This window comes from Phyllobacterium ifriqiyense, from assembly GCF_030817885.1.
Taxonomy (GTDB): Bacteria; Pseudomonadota; Alphaproteobacteria; order Rhizobiales; family Rhizobiaceae; genus Phyllobacterium; species Phyllobacterium ifriqiyense.
This window is the reverse complement of record NZ_JAUSZT010000003.1, coordinates 976,825-999,178: the sequence shown is the minus strand read 5'-3', so window position 1 is coordinate 999,178 and position 22,354 is coordinate 976,825. Positions and strand designations below refer to the sequence as shown.

General features: G+C 54.3%; 20 protein-coding genes. 13 read left to right on the top strand and 7 right to left on the bottom strand.

The window, feature by feature from the left end; all coding sequences use genetic code 11:
* Positions 1 to 35: 35 nt before the first annotated feature.
* On the bottom strand, positions 36 to 2,723 hold the full coding sequence (gene acnA / locus QFZ34_RS12455; RefSeq protein WP_115054454.1) for an aconitate hydratase AcnA: 2,688 nt from the start codon (positions 2,721 to 2,723) through the stop codon (positions 36 to 38).
* Between the two features lie 283 nt (positions 2,724 to 3,006).
* Between acnA and ccmA the strand changes: the two genes are divergently transcribed.
* The 5 genes from ccmA to QFZ34_RS12430 are packed head-to-tail and all read left to right on the top strand — an operon-like array spanning position 3,007 to position 5,861.
* Positions 3,007 to 3,615, top strand: a complete 609-nt coding sequence (gene ccmA / locus QFZ34_RS12450) for a heme ABC exporter ATP-binding protein CcmA (protein ID WP_115054453.1) — start codon at positions 3,007 to 3,009, stop codon at positions 3,613 to 3,615.
* Entirely contained in the window at positions 3,615 to 4,280 is a 666-nt protein-coding gene (ccmB, locus tag QFZ34_RS12445; RefSeq protein WP_307281353.1) for a heme exporter protein CcmB, read from the top strand. Before ccmA ends, ccmB begins: the two co-directional genes overlap by 1 nt.
* A 47-nt stretch (positions 4,281 to 4,327) precedes the next feature.
* Positions 4,328 to 5,092 carry a heme ABC transporter permease gene (locus QFZ34_RS12440; RefSeq protein ID WP_307281351.1) on the top strand — a complete coding sequence of 255 codons (765 nt, stop codon included), beginning with the start codon at positions 4,328 to 4,330 and terminating at the stop codon, positions 5,090 to 5,092.
* Positions 5,089 to 5,265, top strand: a complete 177-nt coding sequence (ccmD, locus tag QFZ34_RS12435; protein ID WP_307281349.1) for a heme exporter protein CcmD — start codon at positions 5,089 to 5,091, stop codon at positions 5,263 to 5,265. The genes QFZ34_RS12440 and ccmD overlap by 4 nt, the downstream gene beginning before the upstream one ends.
* Positions 5,262 to 5,861 (top strand): DsbE family thiol:disulfide interchange protein, encoded by a 600-nt coding sequence (locus QFZ34_RS12430; RefSeq protein ID WP_307281347.1) that lies wholly within the window; start codon positions 5,262 to 5,264, stop codon positions 5,859 to 5,861. Before ccmD ends, QFZ34_RS12430 begins: the two co-directional genes overlap by 4 nt.
* Before the next feature lie 13 nt (positions 5,862 to 5,874).
* Here the strand turns inward: QFZ34_RS12430 and QFZ34_RS12425 are convergent, their stop codons facing one another.
* The 6 genes from QFZ34_RS12425 to QFZ34_RS12400 form a co-directional block, all read right to left on the bottom strand.
* A complete protein-coding gene (locus QFZ34_RS12425; RefSeq protein ID WP_307281344.1) occupies positions 5,875 to 6,543 on the bottom strand; it encodes a septation protein A in 669 nt (222 codons plus the stop codon).
* A complete protein-coding gene (ftsY, locus tag QFZ34_RS12420) occupies positions 6,543 to 8,051 on the bottom strand; it encodes a signal recognition particle-docking protein FtsY (RefSeq protein ID WP_307281340.1) in 1,509 nt (502 codons plus the stop codon). The genes QFZ34_RS12425 and ftsY overlap by 1 nt, the downstream gene beginning before the upstream one ends.
* A 17-nt stretch (positions 8,052 to 8,068) precedes the next feature.
* Positions 8,069 to 9,364: a tRNA (N(6)-L-threonylcarbamoyladenosine(37)-C(2))-methylthiotransferase MtaB gene (gene mtaB / locus QFZ34_RS12415; protein WP_307281336.1), complete on the bottom strand. Its 1,296-nt coding sequence runs from the start codon at positions 9,362 to 9,364 to the stop codon at positions 8,069 to 8,071.
* Positions 9,364 to 10,251, bottom strand: coding sequence for a diaminopimelate epimerase (gene dapF, locus QFZ34_RS12410; protein ID WP_307286283.1), 888 nt, complete (start codon positions 10,249 to 10,251; stop codon positions 9,364 to 9,366). The genes mtaB and dapF overlap by 1 nt, the downstream gene beginning before the upstream one ends.
* Before the next feature lie 103 nt (positions 10,252 to 10,354).
* Positions 10,355 to 11,374 (bottom strand): NADPH-dependent curcumin/dihydrocurcumin reductase, encoded by a 1,020-nt coding sequence (gene curA, locus QFZ34_RS12405; RefSeq protein WP_307281334.1) that lies wholly within the window; start codon positions 11,372 to 11,374, stop codon positions 10,355 to 10,357.
* A gap of 64 nt (positions 11,375 to 11,438) precedes the next feature.
* On the bottom strand, positions 11,439 to 12,245 hold the full coding sequence (locus QFZ34_RS12400) for a siderophore-interacting protein (RefSeq protein ID WP_307281331.1): 807 nt from the start codon (positions 12,243 to 12,245) through the stop codon (positions 11,439 to 11,441).
* 150 nt (positions 12,246 to 12,395) lie between these two features.
* On the opposite strand from QFZ34_RS12400, the gene QFZ34_RS12395 reads away from it, so the two are divergent.
* The 8 genes from QFZ34_RS12395 (at position 12,396) to odhB (ending at position 22,289) form a co-directional block, all read left to right on the top strand.
* Positions 12,396 to 12,593, top strand: coding sequence for a hypothetical protein (locus QFZ34_RS12395; protein WP_307281329.1), 198 nt, complete (start codon positions 12,396 to 12,398; stop codon positions 12,591 to 12,593).
* Positions 12,581 to 13,114, top strand: a complete 534-nt coding sequence (locus QFZ34_RS12390) for a protease inhibitor Inh/omp19 family protein (protein WP_115054442.1) — start codon at positions 12,581 to 12,583, stop codon at positions 13,112 to 13,114. Before QFZ34_RS12395 ends, QFZ34_RS12390 begins: the two co-directional genes overlap by 13 nt.
* Before the next feature lie 34 nt (positions 13,115 to 13,148).
* Complete coding sequence (gene zapE, locus QFZ34_RS12385; RefSeq protein WP_307281325.1) at positions 13,149 to 14,318, top strand: cell division protein ZapE; 1,170 nt, start codon at positions 13,149 to 13,151, stop codon at positions 14,316 to 14,318.
* 278 nt (positions 14,319 to 14,596) lie between these two features.
* Positions 14,597 to 15,559 (top strand): malate dehydrogenase, encoded by a 963-nt coding sequence (gene mdh / locus QFZ34_RS12380; protein ID WP_115054440.1) that lies wholly within the window; start codon positions 14,597 to 14,599, stop codon positions 15,557 to 15,559.
* 70 nt (positions 15,560 to 15,629) lie between these two features.
* A complete protein-coding gene (gene sucC, locus QFZ34_RS12375; RefSeq protein ID WP_307281321.1) occupies positions 15,630 to 16,826 on the top strand; it encodes an ADP-forming succinate--CoA ligase subunit beta in 1,197 nt (398 codons plus the stop codon).
* 3 nt (positions 16,827 to 16,829) lie between these two features.
* On the top strand, positions 16,830 to 17,744 hold the full coding sequence (gene sucD / locus QFZ34_RS12370) for a succinate--CoA ligase subunit alpha (RefSeq protein WP_115054438.1): 915 nt from the start codon (positions 16,830 to 16,832) through the stop codon (positions 17,742 to 17,744).
* A gap of 173 nt (positions 17,745 to 17,917) precedes the next feature.
* A complete protein-coding gene (locus QFZ34_RS12365; RefSeq protein WP_307281316.1) occupies positions 17,918 to 20,929 on the top strand; it encodes a 2-oxoglutarate dehydrogenase E1 component in 3,012 nt (1,003 codons plus the stop codon).
* Between the two features lie 67 nt (positions 20,930 to 20,996).
* A complete protein-coding gene (odhB, locus tag QFZ34_RS12360; protein WP_115054436.1) occupies positions 20,997 to 22,289 on the top strand; it encodes a 2-oxoglutarate dehydrogenase complex dihydrolipoyllysine-residue succinyltransferase in 1,293 nt (430 codons plus the stop codon).
* Positions 22,290 to 22,354 lie beyond the last annotated feature (65 nt).

Here is a 22,354-nt window from a genome sequence, read left to right as displayed (position 1 = left end):
CGGCGGCCCTTCAAAATCAATTATATGATGTCGAATCAGGCAGCCAGATCGCGCAGAACATATTGCAGGATGCCGCCATTCTTCAGATACTCCAGTTCATCGATAGTATCGATGCGGCAGATCAGAGGAACCTGCTTCACTTGACCATCAGCGAATGTCACTGTCGCAAATGTTTTCTGGCGGGGCTGGATCGTGGCAAGACCCTCGATGGAGACAATTTCATCACCCTTCAGACCCAGTGACTGCCAGCTTGTACCTTCTTCAAGAACGAATGGAACAATGCCCATGCCGACAAGGTTCGAACGGTGGATACGCTCGAAAGACTGAGAAATAACCGCGCGAACACCGAGTAGGTTTGTGCCCTTCGCCGCCCAGTCACGTGATGAGCCATTGCCATATTCCACGCCAGCGAAAATCACCAGCGGCACATTCTCGCGGCGATATTCCATTGCCGCATCATAGATCGGCATTTCTTCCTTGGTTGGATAATGGATGGTGTAACCACCTTCGCGGCCATTCTCACCCAGCATGTGATTGCGGATGCGGATATTGGCAAAAGTACCGCGCATCATCACTTCATGGTTGCCACGACGCGTGCCGTACTGGTTGAAGTCCAGCGGAGCCACGCCATGATCGGTCAGATATTGACCAGCAGGTGAGGCGGCCTTGATGGAACCGGCCGGAGAAATATGGTCGGTCGTGATCTTGTCGCCGAACAGGCCAAGAATGCGCGCACCCTTGATGTCGTTGACAATGCCCGGGGTTTTACCCATGCCGACAAAGTAAGGCGGGTTCTGCACATAGGTGGAATTGTCATCCCATGCATAGGTCTGACCGGCTGGCACTTTAACGTTCTGCCAATTTTCATCGCCCTTGAACACATCCGCATATTTTGCCGAAAAGAGCTTGCGGGTAACGTTCTTGGTGATGAATTCCTGGATTTCATGGCTGGAAGGCCAGATATCCTTGAGGAAGACAGGATTGCCATTCTGATCTTCGCCGAGCGGCTCGGTTGTCAGATCCTTGGTAACCGTTCCGGCCAAAGCGTAGGCAACGACTAGAGGCGGTGAGGCAAGGTAGTTAGCCTGGACGTCTGGCGATACACGGCCTTCGAAATTGCGGTTGCCGGAAAGAACGGCAGCGGCAATCAAACCCTTATCATTGATCGTCTTGGAGATCGGCGCAGGCAATGGACCGGAGTTGCCGATGCAGGTGGTGCAACCGAAGCCGACAAGATTGAAGCCAAGCTTGTCGAGTTCAACCTGCAGACCTGCGCTTTCCAGATAAGCGGCAACGACCTGCGAGCCGGGGGCGAGCGAAGTCTTGACCCAAGGCTTGGATTTCAAACCCTTGGCAACTGCGTTGCGGGCGAGGAGGCCAGCGGCAATCAGAACACTTGGATTTGACGTATTGGTGCAGGACGTGATGGCGGCAATGGCAACGTCGCCATGGCCCAGATCATAATTCTCGCCCTCGACCTGATAACGCGCATCGAGTTGTTCAGTCTTCTTGTATTCCTTCTGCAATGATTCGCGGAAGCCGGAAGCAATTCCTTCCAGCGCGATACGGCCTTCAGGACGCTTGGGGCCAGCCATGGAAGGCACAACCGTGCCGAGATCCAGTTCCAGCGTATCCGTGAAGACCGGATCAGCAGAGCCCGCTTCACGCCACATGCCCTGAGCCTTTGAATAGGCTTCAACCAACGCCAGACGATCTTCGTCACGGCCAGACATATGCATATAGTTGATGGTTTCATTGTCGATCGGGAAGAAGCCGCATGTTGCGCCATATTCCGGACCCATATTGCCGATGGTGGCGCGGTCAGCCAATGTCATCGAATCAAGACCAGGGCCGAAGAACTCGACGAACTTGCCGACAACACCCTTCTTGCGCAGCATCTGAACAACGGTAAGAACCAGATCGGTTGCCGTAACGCCTTCCTTGACCTTGCCGGTCAGGCGGAAGCCGATGACTTCCGGAAGAAGCATGGAAACTGGCTGACCGAGCATGGAAGCCTCGGCTTCGATGCCGCCAACGCCCCAGCCAAGAACGCCAAGACCATTGACCATGGTGGTGTGCGAGTCCGTACCAACGCAGGTATCAGGATAAGCGACAGTCACGCCGTCTTCTTCCTTGGTCCAGACGCCTTGTGCCAGATATTCGAGGTTGACCTGATGGCAAATGCCCGTGCCGGGCGGAACAACGCGGAAGTTCTTGAATGCCTGTTGGCCCCATTTCAGGAAGCGGTAACGCTCGCCATTGCGCTCATATTCCAGATCCACATTGCGCTTGAAGGCTTGTGGATTGCCGAATTCATCGACGATGACGGAATGGTCGATAACCAGATCGACCGGGACGAGCGGATTGATCTTTTCAGGGTCACCACCAAGATTGACCATTGCATCACGCATGGCGGCAAGATCGACGACTGCTGGAACGCCGGTGAAATCCTGCATGAGAACGCGGGCAGGGCGGTAAGCAATTTCTGCCCCGGCAGAACCGCGATCAACAAGCCACTTGGCGACATTCTCAATATCTTTCTTGAAAACCGAGCGGTTATCTTCAAAGCGAAGCAGGTTTTCAAGCAGGACTTTCATGGAGAATGGAAGGGCGGAAATGCCTTCCAGGCCGTTCTTTTCGGCTTCGGTCAAACTGAAATAAACATATTCCTTATCCCCTACGGTGAGGGTTTTACGGCATTTAAAACTATCGATCTGAGACATTTTGCGTTCGTCCTTATGCTGCGGCCTAACCCGGGACGAACGCCTTTGCCGCGTTTCAAGGACGCGCTAAGGTGCGGGTGCAGTCATTTCCGCTGTCCGTCCCAGCAAATACCGGGAAGTATTCGCTTGAGATCGGCCAAAATTGTTTCCATGCCGACCGCTGGCATGGTTGACTGGTATATAGAGTTTTTCCGCGATTTGTGCCAGACCGTAAGGCGCAAAAATACGGGCTGCGGCGAAATGGTCATTTGGTTGCGCTCAAAACAGAAAAAGCGGGTTTTTCATGCAGTTAGTGGCCAAAGGGTTGGGCGGAGAGCGGGGCGGGGAAATCTTGTTTTCTGACCTCAACTTTACCATTCAGGCTGGCGAAGCCCTACTCATCACCGGGCCAAATGGCGTCGGCAAATCGACCTTGTTGCGAATCGCGGCAGGATTGTTGCGGCCAGCCGAGGGAGAAATAGTGCTGCAGGATAATCGTGAGCAATTCGAAACGTTGGGCGCGGCATGTCATTTTGTCGGGCATATGAATGCGATGAAACCCGCGCTGACGCTGGACGAAAATTTGCGGTTTTGGCAATCCTTTTATGGCGGCGGAGCGCGGCATGTGTCCGAAGCGCTTGAAATGGTGGGATTGGCCGACATCAGCCATTTGCCCTTTGGCTATCTTTCCACCGGCCAAAAACGACGCGCCAGCATAGCGCGGCTTCTTTCCAGTGACAGGCCCGTATGGCTTTTGGATGAGCCGACCGCTGGACTGGATAAGTCATCCGAAACACAGTTTTCGGCGTTGATGCAGGCTCATCTTGGCAATGGCGGTATCATCGTGGCGGCCACGCATCTGCCTCTCGGATTGCCGCATTCGCAAGAACTGACACTCGAGGCTGTTCACTGATGGGCGCATTGTTCGTGCGAGATGCCCGCCTTGGTTTACGGGCGGGCGGCGGCGCACTGGTCGGGATATTGTTTTTTCTGGCTGTGATTGCTGTCGTGCCTTTCGGCGTCGGGCCCGATCTCAAGCTCCTCGCGCGCATTGGCGCGGCCATGCTGTGGATCGGCGCACTGCTTGCAACTCTCCTTGGCCTCGACCGGCTGTTTCAGGCAGATCGTGATGATGGCTCGCTTGATCTTCTCATCATGAACTCCGAACGCCGCATGCTGGCGATCACGGTGCTGGTGAAATGCCTCGCCCATTGGACAGTGAGCGTTTTGCCGTTGGTTATTGCCGCGCCCTTGCTGGGCCTGTTCATGAACATGGAGCCGCTGGCAATTGGTGCAGTCACATTGACCCTTCTGATAGGAACGCCGGCCATCACGCTTATAGGGGCTGTCGGTGCGGCTGTTGCAGTCTCGCTGCCGCGTGGTGGACTGCTTGTTTCGGTGATTGTTCTGCCTCTTACCATTCCGGTGCTCATCTTCGGTGTATCTGCGTCCTATGGCGCAATTGAAGATCCGGCCCCATTTCTGGCACCTTTGCTTATTCTAGGTGCGATTACATTGTTCTTTGCGGTTATCGGTCCGTGGGCGGCGGCAGCTGCACTTAAATCATCCGCCGACTGACAGACTGGTGAATTGCGCAACGAAATATGAAAAGCTAAGAGATATTTATGAGCAATGTGGCATCCAAATCTGGGCGGTGGACCGATCTGGCGAACCCGACAAGGTTTTTGAACCTTGCGAGTAGCGTCTTGCCTTGGCTTGCCGGGGCAACGCTGATCACGCTTGCGATCGGTTTCTGGATGTCGATGATGGCGCCGGATGATTATCAGCAGGGCATAACCGTCAAGATCATGTTCATCCATGTGCCTTTCGCCTGGCTTTCCATGATGTGCTACACGATCATGTCGATTGCAGCGCTTGGCACGCTTGTCTGGCGTCATCCTCTGGCCGATGTTGCGGCAAAGGCAGCGGCCCCCATCGGCGCTGTTTTTACAGCTCTCGCCCTCATCACAGGTTCGCTCTGGGGCAAGCCCATGTGGGGAACATGGTGGGTCTGGGATGCGCGCCTGACTTCGGTGTTTGTGCTGTTTCTCATGTATCTTGGTGTGATTGCGCTGACGCGCGCCATGGACGATCCGGCGAGATCCGCAAGGGTCACTGCCATCCTCACGCTTGTGGGCTTCGTCAATATCCCGATCATCAAGTTTTCCGTCGATTGGTGGAATACACTTCATCAGCCAGCGTCGGTTATTCGCATGGGCGGCTCGACAATAGACCCTTCCTTGCTCTGGCCATTATTGGTTATGGCAATCGGTTTTACGCTGCTGTTCTTCACATTGCACATCATGGTCATGCGCAATGAGATATGGCGTCGCCGGGTCACTGCCATGCGGCGTATCGCAGCGCGCAGCGCAGAACGAAAGGCCCCATGATGAGCAATCATATGGCTTTCGTACTCGCTTCCTATCTTTCCGCAGGCATAGCCCTGTCAGGTTTGATCGCTTGGATTCTCCTCGACCAGCGCAACCAACTCAAAGCACTGCGCGACCTCGAAGCGCGTGGTGTCCGCCGTCGTTCAGGTTTCGGCAAAGATGGTGCATCATGAGCGAGGACGTTCAAAGGCAATCGATGCCTCGCAAGCGCAACCCAATCTTCGTTTTTCTGCCCTTGATCCTGTTTATCATTCTTGCGGCTATCTTTGCTTTGCAGCTTGCTTCGGGCCGCGATGAATCTGTCATCCCTTCCGCATTGTTAGGCAAGCCAGCACCGAATGTTTCGCTGCCAGCGGTTGCGGGACTCATGAAGGATGGCCAAGCTGTTCCAGGCCTTGATCCGTCCAAGTTCAAAGGTCAGGTCACGCTGGTCAATATATTCGGCTCGTGGTGTCTGCCCTGCCGTCAGGAGCACCCGCTGTTGATGAAGCTGGCACAGGACAAGCGGATTGTGCTGACTGGCCTCAATTATAAAGACAAGCCGGAAAACGCAGTCGGATTTCTTGAGGATCTCGGTAATCCCTATGGGGCAATTGGTGCCGATCTCAATGGCCGCGCGGCAATCGAGTGGGGCGTGTACGGTGTGCCGGAGACATTCCTGATCGGACGCGACGGGATCATTGCCTACAAGCATGTCGGACCATTTTCTGAAGAGACGATCCGTACAGATTTGATGCCTGCTATAGAGGCCGCGCTAAAGTCGAATTAGAGCAAACTTTGCCCTAATTCTTCTTGCTGGCGGCCTTTTCATTGGTTAGCGGTTCGGTCGAATATTTCATGATCAGCGGCATTTGCGCGAAGGTGAAAAGTAGGGTGATCGGCATTGTGCCCCAGACCTTGAACGCCACCCAGAAATCTGTCGAAAAGCTGCGCCAAACCACTTCGTTCAGCACTGCAAGAAAGAGAAAGAAGATACCCCAGCGTAGAGTCAGTTTACGCCAGCCTTCAGCATTGAGTTTGAAGGCACTGTCAAAAACATAGCCCAAAAGCGCTTTACCAAAATATAATCCGCCAAGCAGAATGACGCCAAATAGAGCATTGACGATTGTCGGCTTCATTTTGATGAAAGTCTCATTGTGCAGCCAGAGCGTCAGCGCGCCAAATATCAATACGACGATGCCGGAAATGAGTGGCATGATCGGCAGGCTTCGGGTCAGGACCCAGGATACTCCGAGAGCAATAAAGGTTGCAGCCATGAATAGGGCAGTGGCGACGAAGATCGGTTCGCCAATATTTGACAAGACCGGAAACCGCTCCAACAGCCATTCACCTTTTGCATTGGCAAAAAAGAAGATCATCAGCGGGCCCATTTCCAGCGCCAGTTTCAGCAATGGATTGACCTGTTTGTGTGCGGGATCGGATGGATCGCGCTCGAAAATCGGTTCGTTCATCATGCAACTCCAGCAATGGCTTTGGCAAAATCGCTTGCCGCAAATGGCTCAAGGTCATCGACCTGCTCGCCTACGCCAATAAAATACACCGGCAATTTATGCTTTGCCGAGATGGCGACAAGAATGCCGCCGCGCGCCGTGCCATCAAGCTTGGTCATGACCAATCCGTTGACACCGGCGATATTCCGGAAAATTTCAACCTGGTTAAGCGCATTCTGGCCGGTCGTCGCATCGAGTGTCTGCAGAACCGTGTGTGGCGCTTCGGGATCATGCTTACCGAGAACACGTACAATCTTGGCCAGTTCTTCCATCAGTTCTACGCGGTTTTGCAAACGACCGGCGGTGTCGATGATCAGAACGTCACTTCCCGCTTCCTTGGCCTGCTTCCACGCGTCAAAGGCAAGTCCGGCAGCGTCGGCACCAAGCTTGCTGGAGACGACCGGCGCGCCAGTGCGCTTGCCCCAAATATGCAATTGTTCGATTGCTGCCGCTCGGAACGTGTCGCCTGCAGCCAGCATGACATTCAGACCACCGGCTGTCAGCTTTGCGGCGAGCTTGCCGATTGTCGTGGTCTTGCCGGTGCCATTGACACCGACAACCAGAATGACGTGCGGCTTGTGCGAAAGGTCCAGTTCCAGCGGCTTTGCCACCGGTCCAAGCACCCTCTCGATTTCCGTTGCCATGATATTACGCACTTCATCAGTGCTGATATCCTTGCCGTAGCGTGTGGCGCTCAAAGCACCTGTAATCCTGATCGCCGTTTCCATCCCGAGATCGGCCTGGATCAGGACGTCTTCAAGGTCTTGCAACGTATCTTCATCGAGCTTGCGCCTTGTGAAGATACCACCGATAGAATCGCCAAGTTGTTGCGAGGAACGCGATAGCCCTTTGCGAAGGCGTTCAAACCAGCTGATGCGTTTTTCCGGTTCTACCGGTTGTGGTTCTTCGTCCTGCTTTTCCTGAACAGTCTTTGACACCGTAACTTTCTTGACCAGCGGCTTGGGTGTCGCGGGCATGTCTTCGGGTGCCACGACAACGGGCGTTTCAATTACCGGTTCCGGCTCAGAAATAATCTCCGGCGCTGTTTCGGGAGCAAACTCGGGTTCAGGCTGAAGCTCCGGTTCTGGTTCAATAACCGTTTCAATCTGCTCTTCCTGCAGTACTTCGATCTCAACCGGAGCAACGGTTTCAATGATCGCCTGTTCGAGAGGTTCCGTTGACTCGATATTTGCTTGCGGGATGATCTCCGGCTCAGATTCCGACAGAATTTCAGGTTCGGGCAGGGGTTCTTCAACGTGCGCCGCAGACTTTACGGGCGCATCAGACTCTTCGACCTCGATGACAGAAGTCTCTTCTCCAACAGGCAATGTTTCCTGCGCAGCAGTATCTTCATAGATCTGCTCAACCGTTTCGATCTTGTCCGACTCGATAAGAGGTACATCGGCAGGGGTTTCCTCAACCTCCTTCTTGCCGAATGAAAATATTTTCTTGATAAAACCCAGAGCCATGAATGCTGCTTTACTTTTTATGCCGCGTGGCGATTGCTGCCATTGTCACTGGCGTTGGCCAACAGTTTGTTACCATCATGCCCTGTTATAGTCCGCTCGATGATGGTTCCTGCCGCATCGGCATCAACACCGACAAGTGTAAAGCCTTCCGTGCGGCCAATGCCTTCGCGTTCAACGAGAATTTTCTGACGCGTTCCAACAAGGCTGCCCAGATGCTTATTATAGTTCGCATCACCTGCAGCCCTCAGCCGCGCGGCACGATCCTTGATTATCCTGCGATTCATTTGTGGCATGCGCGCGGCAGGTGTGCCTTCGCGTGGGCTGAACGGAAAAACGTGAAGATTTGTCAGCCCGCATTCCTCGACAATGCGGATCGAATTTTCAAACATTTCTTCTGTTTCCGTCGGGAAACCTGCGATGATATCGGCGCCAAACACGATATCCGGCCTGATACTGCGCACAGTTTCGCAGAACGTGATGGAATTTTCGCGCGAATGCCGACGCTTCATCCGCTTCAGGATCATATTGTCACCGGACTGAAGCGAAAGATGCAGATGCGGCATCAGACGGCTTTCTGTGGCCAATGCTTCCATCAAATCCTCATCGGCCTCGATGGAATCAATGGAAGAAAGGCGCAGGCGCAGCAAATCAGGCACTTCTTTCAGGACGGTCTTTACCAGCTTGCCAAGGCGCAGATTGCCGGGAAGATCCGGGCCATAGCTGGTCATGTCGACGCCGGTCAGGACCACTTCATGATAGCCATTGCCGACAAGCCGCTTGACCTGTTCGATTACGCCGCCCATCGGCACCGAACGCGAATTGCCCCGGCCATAGGGAATAATGCAGAAGGTGCAGCGATGGTCACAGCCATTTTGCACTTGTACAAAGGCCCGTGCGCGCCCTTCAATGGCATCAACCATGTGTGACGCGGTTTCGCGCACTTCCATGATGTCGTTGACGCGCACTTTTTCAAACTGGTTCACGCCAAAATCCGGCAGCATGCGATATGAGTTAGATTTGAGCTTTTCCTCATTGCCGAGGACGAGATCAACCTCATCCATGGCGGCAAAATCATCGGCGCCTGTCTGGGCCGCGCAACCGGTCACAATGATCCGCGCTTGCGGATTATCCCGGCGGGCTTTGCGGATTGCCTGCCGCGCCTGCCGCACCGCTTCGCTGGTTACGGCACAGGTGTTGAAAATAATCGCGCCATTTTCAAGCGTACCAAGACCGGCAGCATCGGCTTCCCGCTTCATCACCTCGGATTCATAGGTGTTAAGACGACAGCCGAAGGTAACGACGTCCACAGCCATCAGGCCGCTCCCTGTGCGTCTTCGCTGCGTGCCCAGTTGCCATTTTGAGGATCGAGAGAGCCTGAAAATTCCCACTCGGCTGGCCCTGTCATCAGGACATGATCGTTTTCCAGCCACTCAATAACCAACGGGCCGCCTGGCACAGTTACAGTTACGGCACGGTCTGTCCGGTCGGTGCGCGCCGCCGATACACCGGCGGCACATGCGGCAGAACCGCAGGCGCGTGTAATGCCCGCACCACGCTCCCATGTGCGCAGCGTTATTGCGTTACGGCTCGTTACGTGAGCGATCGAAATATTGGCCCGTTCCGGAAACATGGGGTGGTTTTCGAGCATTGGACCAAAGCGTTCCAGATCATAATTCCAGACATCCTGATCGACCCAGAAAATGGCATGTGGATTGCCCATGCTGACAACGGAAGGCGAATGCAAGACCGGCGCATCGATAGGCCCGATCTGCAATTCGATCTTACGCGTGTCGTGGAAGGGTTCGGAGAGCGGGATTTCTTGCCATTCAAAGTGCGGCCTTCCCATATCGACGGAAATCTGGCCGTCCGGGTGCTCGCTTGCGGTCAGAATTCCCGCGATTGTCTCGAGGGAGAATTCGCGCTTGCCCGTCTGGGCGCTGAGCGCCTGCACGACGCAGCGCATACCATTTCCGCAGGTTTGTGCATGAGTACCATCAGAATTGATGATCTCGACATAAGCATCCGTGCCATCGCTGTGGGGAGAATGGATCGCCATGATTTGATCGAACTTGGTTGCAGGATCGCGATCAAGCGCTATCGCCGCTTGCGGTGTAATTCTGTCCGCACGTCCACGCATGTCGGCAACGATAATTTCATTGCCAAGCCCGTTCATCTTCGCGAAGGGTGCGCGCGTGATCATGCCGTCTGGTCCTGCCATCAGTTTTCGTGTCTATCGGGTCTATATGGCGGAAAAGGTGAAGAAATGCCAGTCCCTGCAAGCATTGGCGGCGCGCATCATTTGCTCAATCTGTCACATGGATAACCAGTTTTCCGAAATTGTGCCCCTGAAGCAGTCCCATAAAGGCTTCTGGCGCATTGGCGAGGCCCTCGACAATATCCTCGCGATACTTCACCTCACCGCTCTGCAGCCACTTTCCCATATCTTCAGTGAAGGCTGGGCGCTGATCCACGAACTCCCGCTGTATGAAACCGCGTATCAGGAGGCTCTTCTTCAGGACATCGCGCATGAGATGGGGGAGACGGTCCTTACCGGACGTATCAAGGCCATCATATTGGGCGATGAGGCCGCAAACCGGTATGCGAGCAAACGTATTCAGCAGCGGAAAGACAGCGTCCCAGACAGCGCCGCCGACATTCTCGAAATAGACGTCAATTCCATCCGGGCATGCCAGCTTTAACTGTTCGGAAAAGTCAGGCGAGTGGTGGTCTATTGCTGCATCGAAGCCAAGTTCATCCCTGATGAAAGCGCATTTTTCTGGGCCACCTGCAATGCCTATGGCACGCGCTCCTTTTAGCCTTGCAATCTGGCCGACAGTGGAGCCGACCGGACCACTGGCAGCCGCAACGACAACGGTTTCGCCGGGTTTCGGCTGGCCAATCGTGAGTAAGCCCGTATAAGCCGTAAAGCCCGGCATGCCGAGGATGCCAACGGCGGTTGAAAGTGGTGCGACTTCAGGGTCGAGCTTACGCAAACCGCCGCCGTCGGAAATCGCATAGCTTTGCCAGCCAGAATGCGAAAGAACAAAATCTCCATTTTTATAGCCGGGATGCCTGCTTTCAATAACCTCCGCTACGGTGCCGCCCTCCATCACAGCATCTATCGCGACAGGAGCTGCATAGGATTTTGCATCATCCATCCGGCCGCGCATATAAGGATCGAGCGACAGATAGAGGATTTTGAGTAGCACTTCGCCATCACGGGGCGTTGGGATCGCGGCTTCTTCTATCCGGAAGTTCCCAGGTTTGACCCGCCCCTCAGGGCGAGAGGCGAGAACGATACGGGTATTCGTTGGCTGTGACATGACTGCTCCCATAGAGTTGCAGACGAACCTAACTGACCCGTTTCAACGTCGCAACGTCAAGAGATCAATGCGGCTCGTGCGCGTCTGCAACGCCGCGCAGCCAATAGCCCGCTGCTTTTACCCATTCGCCGTTCAGGCCACGATGCTCAACCAGATATTGGCGTATTGCTTTTGAAGCGCTGCTTTCGCCGGCTATGAAAGCATAGCAATCGCCGCTTGGCAGATCGAGCGTCTCAATTTTCCGTAGCAGTAGATCATTATTCCCGGCTTCAGCGCCATTGCGATGAACCCAGATGATCTCGGCATTTGCGTCGGTGTTGATCGATTGCTCTTCTTCCTTACCGGCCACTTCTATGACTGCGATGGCACGGGATGAAGCAGGGAGTTCTTCCAACCGGCGGCTGATTGCAGGGAGCGCAGTCTCGTCTCCCGCCAGAAAATACCAGTCGAAGGCATCGGAAACAATCATCGAGCCTCGGGGCCCGCCGATCACGAGCTTCTGTCCAATAGCAGCCTGGGCAGCCCAGCTTGAGGCTGGCCCATCACCATGCAGGACGAAATCGACATCAAGCGTGTTGGTGGCGGCGTGATAATTGCGCGGTGTATAATCGCGCATTTGCGGTCGTGGCTTGCCTTCCGGGAAGGTAACGCCATCGGGGCCAAGTGTCGGCAATACAGGCTCTTCACCAAGCGGCGAAAAGAAAATCTTGATGTGATCGCCATATCCGGGGCTGGTAAAACCTTCGAGTTGATCTCCAGCAAGGGTGACGCGCAACATGAGCGGCGTCAAATGCCTCACAGCTTGAACCTCAAGCACGCGAAGGCGGGTTTCGTGACGAATTCTCTGGGGTGTTTTATTTATGACTGTCATTGTCAAGAAATACGTCGGCACTTGTGGAAGTTCAATGGGTTTGGGCTTTAAATTTTGGTCGCAGCTTCGCACGACATAATAAGACTTTATTCACCTTGAAATGCTTAAACTGGTTAATGCGACTCAACTGACCGAAAGGCTGGCGCGGTCATGTGTGGCGATATTGTCATTCCGGCCAGCTTTTGGGTGCATTTGCCAATGGAAATGCCGTTGAACGGTGGTTTTTTTGGTATTTGGGTTGAGAATTTCGGCCAGATGGCCATTGTATCATGGTTAATCACAGGGGAATGGGTTGGTATTCCCGAATCAGATTATGCAGATGGAGAACTGAGGTTATGGGAACTTTGAAGGTCAATTTGCTGACCGTTGCCGCTGTTGGCATGGTGTTGGCCGGATGCCAGAGTTCGCGGATGGAACCGATGGATTCGGGACCAGCACCGTTGCAAGCGGCTCCTTCCGGCTCTGTCAGGCAGAGCCAGCTTCCACCGCCCGGCGGCAATCAGTTTCCGACGGCGCCAACCACTGCTGGCGCGGCTCCAAGCGCTCAACCCAATACGCAAGTGGCATCGTTGCCGCCTGAAAACGCGCCTGACCTTACCGCTGGCAGCGTGGCCGGTGTATGGAATGCGAGTATGGGCGGTCAGAGCTGCAAGATTGCGACCCCGCAGACAAAATTTGGCCAGGGTTATCGCGCCGGTCCGCTTCGTTGCCCCGGGGAGCTAGCAACGCTGTCCTCGTGGGCAGTCAGTGGCAAGCAGCTTACCCTGTATGATGCAGCAGGCGGTACTGTGGCGCGGCTTTATTCGTCAGGTGGGTCAAAATTTGACGGTCAGACATCCGGTGGACAGAACCTGACGCTCTCGCGCTAAAAACAAGGCGCGGCCTTGAGAGACTGCTTCCCGCATGTCGCATGATAATCTGAAAGTGTTTCCCTCGGTGAACGAGCGCTACCAGGCGCTCGTTCAGTCGGGGGAGCTTGATATGGACCCCGCGCAACAGCAGCTGGCCTTGCGTTTCGACCGGCTTATCCGCGATGTCGCAACGAAGCGTCTTGCGACGAAATCCAGTGCCCTGGGTTGGCTTTTCAGTCGAAAATCCCCGCGCAACGAGATCGTCAAGGGCCTTTATATTTATGGTGAAGTTGGACGGGGCAAAACCATGCTCATGGACATGTTTCATCAACTTGTCCCGGTAAAACGCAAGCGCCGCGCCCATTTTCTCGATTTTATGGCCGATGTTCATGAGCGTATCAATGCGCATCGCAAGGCTCTCAAGAACGGCGAAACAAAACAGGAGGATCCGATACCGCCTGTTGCCGACGCTCTGGCTGAACAATCATGGGTGCTCTGTTTCGATGAGTTCACGGTTACGGATATTGCCGATGCCATGATCCTGTCGCGCCTGTTTCGAGCCTTGTTCGAACGCGGCGTTGTCCTTGTTGCCACCTCTAACGTTTTGCCCGATAACCTTTATCGCGACGGGCTCAATCGCCAGCTATTCCTGCCGTTCATTGATTTGCTGAAAACCCATGTGGACGTCATCAATCTGGATGCGCGCACCGATTACCGGCTGGAGAAGCTTAATCGCATGCCGGTTTATCTTTCCCCTCTGAACGATGAATCGAATCGTTTGATGGATGAGGCATGGCACGCAGCCACCGAAGGCGCGACAGTCGCATCCGACAGCGTGACGGTAAAGGGCCGCTCGGTGGTGATACCGAAGGCCGGCAGCAACGCAGCAAGATTTACCTTCGCTGATCTCTGCTCCAAACCGCTCGGGGCGGCGGACTACACAGCCATCATCCAACGATACAAGACGATTTTCATCGATGCGGTGCCTGTGCTCGATCACGCGCGCAGGAATGAGGCCAAGCGTTTCATCATCCTTATCGATATTCTCTATGACAATCACGTGCACATCGTGATTTCGGCCGCCGCTTCTCCCGACAAACTTTATGTCGCCAACCGCGGAACTGAGGCTTTTGAATTTGACCGTACCGCATCACGGCTGTTCGAAATGCAAAGCGAAGATTATCTTGAACATGCCGCCCGCCCAACGGCCGCAGCTTCATGAGACTGATACTTTTGGCGTGTAAAGAGACTCTCGAAATAGCTCAAAATGCTAAATCTGATTGACGTTTACGTAAGTCCCATCAAATCTAAACGATTGAATTCATTGAGGGGAAAATTTTAAGTTGAGTTATTTTTGAAAGAGGAATATTCGAACCACCCAACGCAGAGGCATATGGCGACAGATTGCCGACTAGCATTTCTGATAATCGTTATTTTGGTCTTTGACGTCGGTTAAGGCATTAAGTTCAGGCAAAACTTCAGATCAGGGAAGTATCCAGCATGGCACGTAACAAAATCGCCCTCATCGGCTCAGGTATGATCGGTGGAACGCTTGCACATCTGATCGGGCTCAAAGAGCTCGGCGACATCGTTCTTTTCGACATCGCAGAAGGGACGCCTCAGGGCAAAGGTCTCGACATTGCTCAGTCCTCCCCGGTTGATGATTTCGACGCCAAGCTTACCGGCGCCAACGACTATGCAGCCATTGAAGGCGCAGATGTTGTCATCGTCACCGCCGGTGTGCCCCGCAAGCCGGGCATGAGCCGCGACGATCTTCTCGGCATCAATCTAAAGGTCATGGAGCAGGTCGGCGCGGGCATCAAGAAATACGCCCCCGGCGCTTTCGTGATCTGCATCACCAACCCGCTCGACGCAATGGTCTGGGCGCTGCAGAAATTTTCCGGTCTGCCAAAAAACATGGTTGTCGGCATGGCCGGCATTCTGGACAGCGCACGCTTCCGCTATTTCCTTGCCGATGAATTCAAGGTTTCGGTTGAAGATGTCACCGCTTTCGTTCTCGGTGGCCATGGCGACTCCATGGTTCCGCTTGCGCGCTATTCGACTGTTGCCGGTATCCCGCTGCCGGACCTGGTGAAGATGGGCTGGACCAGCCAGGAAAAGCTCGATCAGATCATCCAGCGTACCCGCGACGGCGGTGCCGAAATCGTTGGCCTGCTCAAGACCGGCTCTGCCTTCTACGCGCCTGCTTCCTCGGCCGTTCAGATGGCTGAGGCCTTCCTCAAGGACAAAAAGCGTGTTCTTCCTGTCGCTGCGCATCTTTCCGGCCAGTATGGCGTTAAGGATATGTATGTGGGCGTGCCGGTCATTATCGGCGCAGGCGGTGTCGAGCGCGTTATCGAAATCGACTTGAACAAGGCAGAAGAAAAGCAGTTTGAAGCTTCGGTGGCTTCGGTTGCCGGGCTTTGTGAAGCTTGCATCAATATCGCACCGAACCTCAAGTAATTTGGTTCACGAAACAATTCTGAAACGATCCTGAGCTACGGCTCAGGATTATTCGTAGAGGAAATATCATATGAATATTCATGAATATCAGGCCAAGCGTCTGCTGCACACATTTGGTGCGCCAATCGCCAATGGTGTTGCCGTTTACTCGGTCGAGCAGGCGGAAGAATGGGCAAAGACACTGCCCGGTCCGCTTTATGTGGTGAAGAGCCAGATTCATGCCGGTGGGCGCGGTAAAGGCAAGTTCAAGGAACTCGGTCCGGATGCAAAGGGCGGTGTGCGCCTCTCCAAGTCCGTCGAGGAAGTTGTTGCAAATGCCAAGGAAATGCTCGGCAACACATTGGTTACCAAGCAGACCGGTCCCGCTGGTAAGCAGGTCAACCGCCTCTACATCGAAGATGGCGCTGATATTGATCGCGAACTTTATCTGTCGATCCTGGTCGACCGTGCTGTTGGCCGTCCCGCATTCGTGGTTTCCACGGAAGGCGGCATGGATATTGAAGCTGTTGCTCACGATACGCCTGAAAAGATCATCACTGTTGCAATCGACCCTGAAAAAGGCGTTACGGCAGAAGATATCGCGACGATTAGCGATGCTTATGGTTTGAGCGGCGAAGCACGCGCCGATGGCGAAAAGCTTTTCCCGATTCTCTACAAGGCTTTCACCGAGAAGGACATGAGCCTGCTCGAAGTGAACCCGCTGATCGTCATGAAAGACGGTCGTCTGCGTGTTCTGGATGCCAAGGTTTCATTTGATGGCAATGCTCTCTTCCGTCATCCGGATGTGGTCGAGCTGCGCGACACCACCGAAGAAGACGAGAAGGAAATCGAGGCATCCAAATATGACCTCGCCTATGTCGCTCTTGATGGCAATATTGGCTGCATGGTCAATGGTGCAGGTCTTGCCATGGCAACGATGGATATCATCAAGCTCTATGGCGCGGAGCCAGCAAACTTCCTCGATGTTGGCGGTGGTGCTAGCAAGGAGAAGGTAACGGCTGCGTTCAAGATCATCACTGCTGATCCAGCTGTAAAAGGTATTCTGATCAATATCTTCGGCGGCATCATGAAATGCGACATCATCGCAGAAGGTGTTATCGCTGCGGTCAAGGAAGTTGGCCTCAAGGTGCCGCTGGTTGTTCGCCTCGAAGGCACCAATGCTGAACTCGGCAAGAAGATCATCAATGAGAGTGGTCTGAATGTCGTCTCCGCCGATGATCTGGATGATGCGGCGCAGAAAATCGTCAAGGCTGTGAAGGGAAACTAAGGCATGTCTATTCTTGTTAACAAAGACACCAAGGTTCTCGTTCAGGGCCTGACCGGTAAGACCGGCACATTCCACACCGAACAGGCTCTTGCCTATTACGGTACACAGATGGTTGGTGGCATTCACCCGAAGAAGGGTGGCGAGACCTGGGAAGGCAATCTGCCTACCGGTTCGAGCGCGCAGTTGCCGATTTTTGCTTCGGTTGCCGAAGGCAAGGACCGGACCGGCGCAAATGCTTCCGTGATCTACGTTCCGCCAGCAGGCGCGGCAGAAGCCATTCTGGAAGCCATTGAAGCAGAGATTCCTTTGATCATCTGCATCACCGAAGGCATTCCGGTCATGGATATGGTTCGCGTCAAGGCTCGCCTTGACCGTTCGTCGTCACGCCTGATCGGACCGAACTGCCCGGGTGTTCTCACCCCTGAAGAATGCAAGATCGGCATCATGCCAGGCAATATCTTCAAGAAGGGTTCGGTGGGTGTTGTATCGCGCTCCGGCACGCTTACTTATGAAGCAGTGTTCCAGACGACCAATGAAGGCCTTGGCCAGACAACAGCTGTCGGTATCGGCGGTGATCCAGTCAAGGGCACCGAGTTCATCGACGTTTTGGAAATGTTCCTAGCTGACGAAGAAACCAAGTCGATCATCATGATCGGTGAAATCGGCGGCTCGGCGGAAGAAGACGCAGCGCAGTTTATTGCTGATGAAGCAAAGCGCGGCCGCAAGAAGCCAATGGCCGGTTTCATCGCCGGACGTACAGCTCCTCCCGGACGTACCATGGGTCATGCCGGCGCAGTTATTTCCGGCGGCAAGGGCGGCGCTGAAGACAAGATCGCAGCAATGGAAGCAGCGGGTATCCGCGTTTCGCCATCGCCTGCGCAGCTTGGAAAGACATTGGTCGAAGTCCTTAAGGGATAAGACCTTAAAGGAGGCGAACTTTCGCCTTTATCAGAGCTAAGAAGGATCGGGGCAGTTGCTGCCCTGATCAATCCGCGGGGACGCTCATAGCTTGAGCGAGCCTCACCCAGGGTGGCACCGGAAGGCCGGTGCGCTCTTATCAAGGGAGACGGGGCACAGCTCCGGTCACGAATATGGCACGTCAAGAACAGGCCAACGATCTTTTTGCCCTCACTTCATTTCTCTATGGTGGCAATGCCCATTATATCGAGGAACTTCACGCACAATACGAGAAAGATCCGGCATCGGTGGATGCTGAATGGCAGGAATTCTTTGCCAATCTCGGCGATAATAAAGACGATATCCAGAAAAACGCCAAGGGTGCGTCCTGGGAAAAGCCAAATTGGCCAATCGCGGGTAATGGCGAGCTGGTTTCTGCTCTTGATGGCAATTGGGGCGAAGTCGAAAAGCACATTACGGACAAGCTGAAGTCGAAAGGCACCAACGGCGCAGCGGCAACAAACGGCGCTGCCGCAGCGAAGGCATCTGACTCCGACATCATTCATGCGGCGCGCGATTCTGTTCGCGCCATCATGATGATCCGGGCTTACCGCATGCGTGGTCATCTACATGCCAAGCTTGATCCGCTGGGATTGGCCGAGGTCAAGGAAGACTATAACGAGCTGTCGCCAGAGAGCTACGGTTTCTCACCAGCCGATTATGATCGTAAGATCTTCATCGATAATGTGCTGGGTCTTGAATATGCGACCATTCCGCAGATGCTCGATATCCTGCAGCGCACCTATTGCTCGACGATCGGTGTGGAGTTCATGCACATTTCCGATCCGGTGGAAAAGTCATGGATTCAGGAACGCATAGAAGGCCCGGATAAAGGCGTTGCCTTTACCGCAGAAGGCAAGAAGGCGATCCTTTCCAAGCTGGTCGAGGCTGAAGGCTTTGAACAGTTCATTGATGTCAAATATAAAGGCACCAAGCGCTTCGGTCTTGATGGTGCGGAATCGCTGATTCCGGCGCTGGAACAGATTGTCAAGCGTGGCGGCTCGATGGGCCTCAAGGAAATCGTCCTTGGCATGGCTCACCGTGGACGCCTCAATGTACTTAGCCAGTTCATGCGCAAGCCGCATCGCGCCATTTTCCACGAGTTCAAGGGCGGTTCTTACGCACCGGATGACGTGGAAGGTTCGGGTGACGTAAAATATCATCTTGGTGCTTCGTCGGATCGCGAATTTGACGGCAACAAGGTGCATCTGTCACTGACAGCCAATCCCTCGCACCTGGAAATTGTAAATCCGGTTGTCATGGGTAAGGCCCGTGCCAAGCAGGATCTGCTCGCCGGCCGTGACCGTGATGAAGTTGTGCCGCTTTCCGAGCGTGCCAAGATCATGCCGCTGCTGCTGCATGGCGATGCGGCATTTGCCGGTCAGGGCGTTGTTGCCGAGTGTCTTGGCCTTTCCGGTCTGCGCGGTCATCGCGTCGGCGGTACGGTGCATTTCATCATCAATAACCAGATCGGCTTTACCACCAATCCGCGTTTCTCGCGTTCCTCGCCCTATCCATCCGATGTGGCGAAGATGATTGAGGCGCCAATTTTCCACGTCAATGGTGACGATCCGGAAGCCGTTGTTTATGTGGCGAAGATTGCCACCGAATACCGCATGACCTTCCACAAGCCGGTCGTCATTGATATGTTCTGCTATCGCCGCTTCGGCCATAATGAGGGCGATGAGCCTGCATTCACGCAGCCGCTGATGTACAAGACCATTCGAGGCCAGAAAACGACTGTACAGCTCTATTCCTCCAAGCTGATCGAAGAAGGCCTGATTACTGAAGCCGATCTTGAAAAGCTGCGTGCCACATGGCGCGAAAACCTCGAGCAGGAATTTGAGGCCGGTCAACACTACAAGCCCAACAAGGCCGATTGGCTGGATGGCGCCTGGAGCGGCTTGCGCACAGCAGATAATGCTGATGAGCAGCGCCGTGGCAAAACGGGGCTTCCGCTGAAGACCATCAAGGAAATCGGCAAGAAGCTGGCAGAAGTGCCAGCGGGCTTCAATGTTCACCGCACCATTCAGCGCTTTCAGGATAATCGCGCCAAGATGGTCGAGACCGGCGAAGGTTTCGATTGGGCGACGGCAGAAGCACTGGCATTCGGCTCACTGGCAATTGAGGGGCATCCCGTTCGCCTGTCAGGTCAGGACGTCGAGCGCGGTACATTCAGCCAGCGGCATTCGGTGCTCTATGATCAGGACACGGAACAACGCTACATTCCGCTGAACAATCTTCAAAAAGGTCAGGCAATTTACGAAGTCATCAATTCGATGCTTTCGGAAGAGGCTGTCCTTGGGTTTGAGTATGGCTATTCGCTGTCCGATCCGCGCGCGCTTACCCTTTGGGAAGCTCAGTTTGGTGACTTTGCCAATGGCGCGCAGGTCATATTTGACCAGTTCATTTCATCGGGTGAGCGTAAATGGCTGCGTATGTCGGGCCTGGTTTGCCTGCTGCCACACGGCTATGAAGGTCAGGGTCCGGAGCACTCTTCAGCTCGTCTTGAGCGCTATTTGCAGCTTTGTGCGGAAGACAATATGCAGGTCGCGAACTGCACAACACCTGCAAATTACTTCCATATTCTGCGCCGCCAGATGAAACGCGACTTTCGCAAGCCGCTGATCCTGATGACGCCGAAATCTCTGCTGCGTCATAAGCGTGCGGTATCGTCGATCAGCGATTTCACCGGCGATTCCTCCTTCCACCGTCTGTTGTGGGATGATGCGCAGCTGCTGAAGGATCAGCCGATCAAGCTGCAGAAGGATTCGAAAATCCGCCGTGTGGTTCTCTGCTCCGGCAAGGTCTATTACGACCTTTACGAAGAGCGCGAAAAGCGCGGCATTGACGATGTCTATCTGTTGCGCGTCGAACAGCTTTACCCGTTCCCGGCCAAGGCGCTGATCACTGAACTCTCGCGTTTCCGCAATGCGGAGATGGTCTGGTGTCAGGAAGAGCCCAAGAACATGGGTGCCTGGGCTTTTATCGATCCTTATCTGGAATGGGTGTTGGCGCATATTGATGCCAAGCATCAGCGGGTCCGTTACACCGGACGTCCTGCCGCAGCCTCAACGGCGACCGGCCTGATGTCCAAGCACCTTGCACAACTTGAAGCATTCCTTGAAGATGCTCTGGGTTCATAAGTAAACAAAGATAGAGCGGCGTGACGTCGCTTTGAGCAGTTAAAATAGATCAACGAGAGCTGAGAATATGGCAACCGAAATCCGCGTCCCAACACTGGGCGAATCCGTTTCCGAAGCAACAATCGGCAAATGGTTCAAGAAGGTCGGCGAAGCTATTGCTGTCGACGAACCGCTGGTCGAGCTTGAGACCGACAAAGTGACTATTGAAGTGCCCGCTGCGGCTGCTGGTTCGCTTGCCGAAATTACCGCCAAGGAAGGCGATACGGTTGAAGTTGGCGCCTTGCTTGGCATGATCGGCTCCGGCGAGGGCGCGGCCGCTGCACCTGCCAAGAAAGAAGAAGCCAAGCCTGACGCGGTAGCACAGGCATCCGGCCCAGGTTCAGCGGCAACCACAGGTGAGGCAGAAAACAAGGCTGCTCAGGTTGCAGGCAATACGCCTATTTCCGAGCGCAAGCCCAGTGAAATGCCAGCTTCCCCGGCTGCTTCCAAGCTGTTGAGCGAAAAAGGTGTATCTGTTTCGCAGGTCGAAGGTTCCGGCAAGCGAGGCCAGGTTCTCAAGGGTGATGTTCTTGATGCCGTTGCCAAGGGCTTTACGTCGCAACCGGCTGCTGCCGAAGCACCGAAGGCCGTTGCCCGTCCGGCTTCCGCGCCAGATGATGCTTCGCGCGAAGAGCGCGTGAAGATGACACGGTTGCGCCAGACCATTGCGCGCCGACTCAAGGATGCGCAGAGCACGGCTGCCATGCTTACCACCTATAATGAGGTGGATATGTCTGCGGTCATGGACCTTCGTAACCGCTACAAGGAAATTTTCGAGAAGAAGCATGGTGTCAAACTCGGCTTCATGGGTTTCTTCACCAAGGCTGTCACCCATGCCTTGAAGGAAATTCCTGCGGTTAATGCCGAGATTGACGGCACCGACATCATCTACAAGAATTTTGCCCATGTCGGCGTTGCCGTCGGCACGGATAAGGGCCTTGTCGTTCCGGTCGTGCGTAATGCAGACCAGATGTCGATTGCCGAAATTGAGAAGGATATTGGCCGTCTGGGTAAAGCTGCACGCGATGGCGCGCTGTCGATGGCGGACATGCAGGGCGGCACATTCACCATTTCCAATGGTGGCGTCTATGGCTCGCTCATGTCTTCGCCGATCCTTAACGCACCGCAGTCCGGTATTCTTGGAATGCACAAGATTCAGGATCGTCCGGTTGTGGTTGGCGGTCAGATTGTCATCCGCCCGATGATGTATCTGGCTTTGAGCTATGACCACCGTATTGTTGACGGCAAGGAAGCAGTTACCTTCCTCGTTCGCGTCAAGGAAAGCCTTGAAGATCCGGAGCGTCTCGTTCTCGATCTCTAGAGCAATTCCAGGAAAAGTGTGTAGCGGTTTTCCGTCCGGAATTGCGTAAAATAAAGGTTTAGAGC

What these genes read in the sequence shown, in the direction of transcription:
- acnA (WP_115054454.1), bottom strand. Translation starts at nt 2,723, where the DNA reads ATGTCTCAGATCGATAGTTTTAAATGCCGTAAAACCCTCACCGTAGGG.
- ccmA (WP_115054453.1), top strand. Translation starts at nt 3,007, where the DNA reads ATGCAGTTAGTGGCCAAAGGGTTGGGCGGAGAGCGGGGCGGGGAAATC.
- ccmB (WP_307281353.1), top strand. Translation starts at nt 3,615, where the DNA reads ATGGGCGCATTGTTCGTGCGAGATGCCCGCCTTGGTTTACGGGCGGGC.
- QFZ34_RS12440 (WP_307281351.1), top strand. Translation starts at nt 4,328, where the DNA reads ATGAGCAATGTGGCATCCAAATCTGGGCGGTGGACCGATCTGGCGAAC.
- ccmD (WP_307281349.1), top strand. Translation starts at nt 5,089, where the DNA reads ATGATGAGCAATCATATGGCTTTCGTACTCGCTTCCTATCTTTCCGCA.
- QFZ34_RS12430 (WP_307281347.1), top strand. Translation starts at nt 5,262, where the DNA reads ATGAGCGAGGACGTTCAAAGGCAATCGATGCCTCGCAAGCGCAACCCA.
- QFZ34_RS12425 (WP_307281344.1), bottom strand. Translation starts at nt 6,543, where the DNA reads ATGAACGAACCGATTTTCGAGCGCGATCCATCCGATCCCGCACACAAA.
- ftsY (WP_307281340.1), bottom strand. Translation starts at nt 8,051, where the DNA reads ATGGCTCTGGGTTTTATCAAGAAAATATTTTCATTCGGCAAGAAGGAG.
- mtaB (WP_307281336.1), bottom strand. Translation starts at nt 9,364, where the DNA reads ATGGCTGTGGACGTCGTTACCTTCGGCTGTCGTCTTAACACCTATGAA.
- dapF (WP_307286283.1), bottom strand. Translation starts at nt 10,251, where the DNA reads ATGATCACGCGCGCACCCTTCGCGAAGATGAACGGGCTTGGCAATGAA.
- curA (WP_307281334.1), bottom strand. Translation starts at nt 11,374, where the DNA reads ATGTCACAGCCAACGAATACCCGTATCGTTCTCGCCTCTCGCCCTGAG.
- QFZ34_RS12400 (WP_307281331.1), bottom strand. Translation starts at nt 12,245, where the DNA reads ATGACAGTCATAAATAAAACACCCCAGAGAATTCGTCACGAAACCCGC.
- QFZ34_RS12395 (WP_307281329.1), top strand. Translation starts at nt 12,396, where the DNA reads ATGTGTGGCGATATTGTCATTCCGGCCAGCTTTTGGGTGCATTTGCCA.
- QFZ34_RS12390 (WP_115054442.1), top strand. Translation starts at nt 12,581, where the DNA reads ATGGGAACTTTGAAGGTCAATTTGCTGACCGTTGCCGCTGTTGGCATG.
- zapE (WP_307281325.1), top strand. Translation starts at nt 13,149, where the DNA reads ATGTCGCATGATAATCTGAAAGTGTTTCCCTCGGTGAACGAGCGCTAC.
- mdh (WP_115054440.1), top strand. Translation starts at nt 14,597, where the DNA reads ATGGCACGTAACAAAATCGCCCTCATCGGCTCAGGTATGATCGGTGGA.
- sucC (WP_307281321.1), top strand. Translation starts at nt 15,630, where the DNA reads ATGAATATTCATGAATATCAGGCCAAGCGTCTGCTGCACACATTTGGT.
- sucD (WP_115054438.1), top strand. Translation starts at nt 16,830, where the DNA reads ATGTCTATTCTTGTTAACAAAGACACCAAGGTTCTCGTTCAGGGCCTG.
- QFZ34_RS12365 (WP_307281316.1), top strand. Translation starts at nt 17,918, where the DNA reads ATGGCACGTCAAGAACAGGCCAACGATCTTTTTGCCCTCACTTCATTT.
- odhB (WP_115054436.1), top strand. Translation starts at nt 20,997, where the DNA reads ATGGCAACCGAAATCCGCGTCCCAACACTGGGCGAATCCGTTTCCGAA.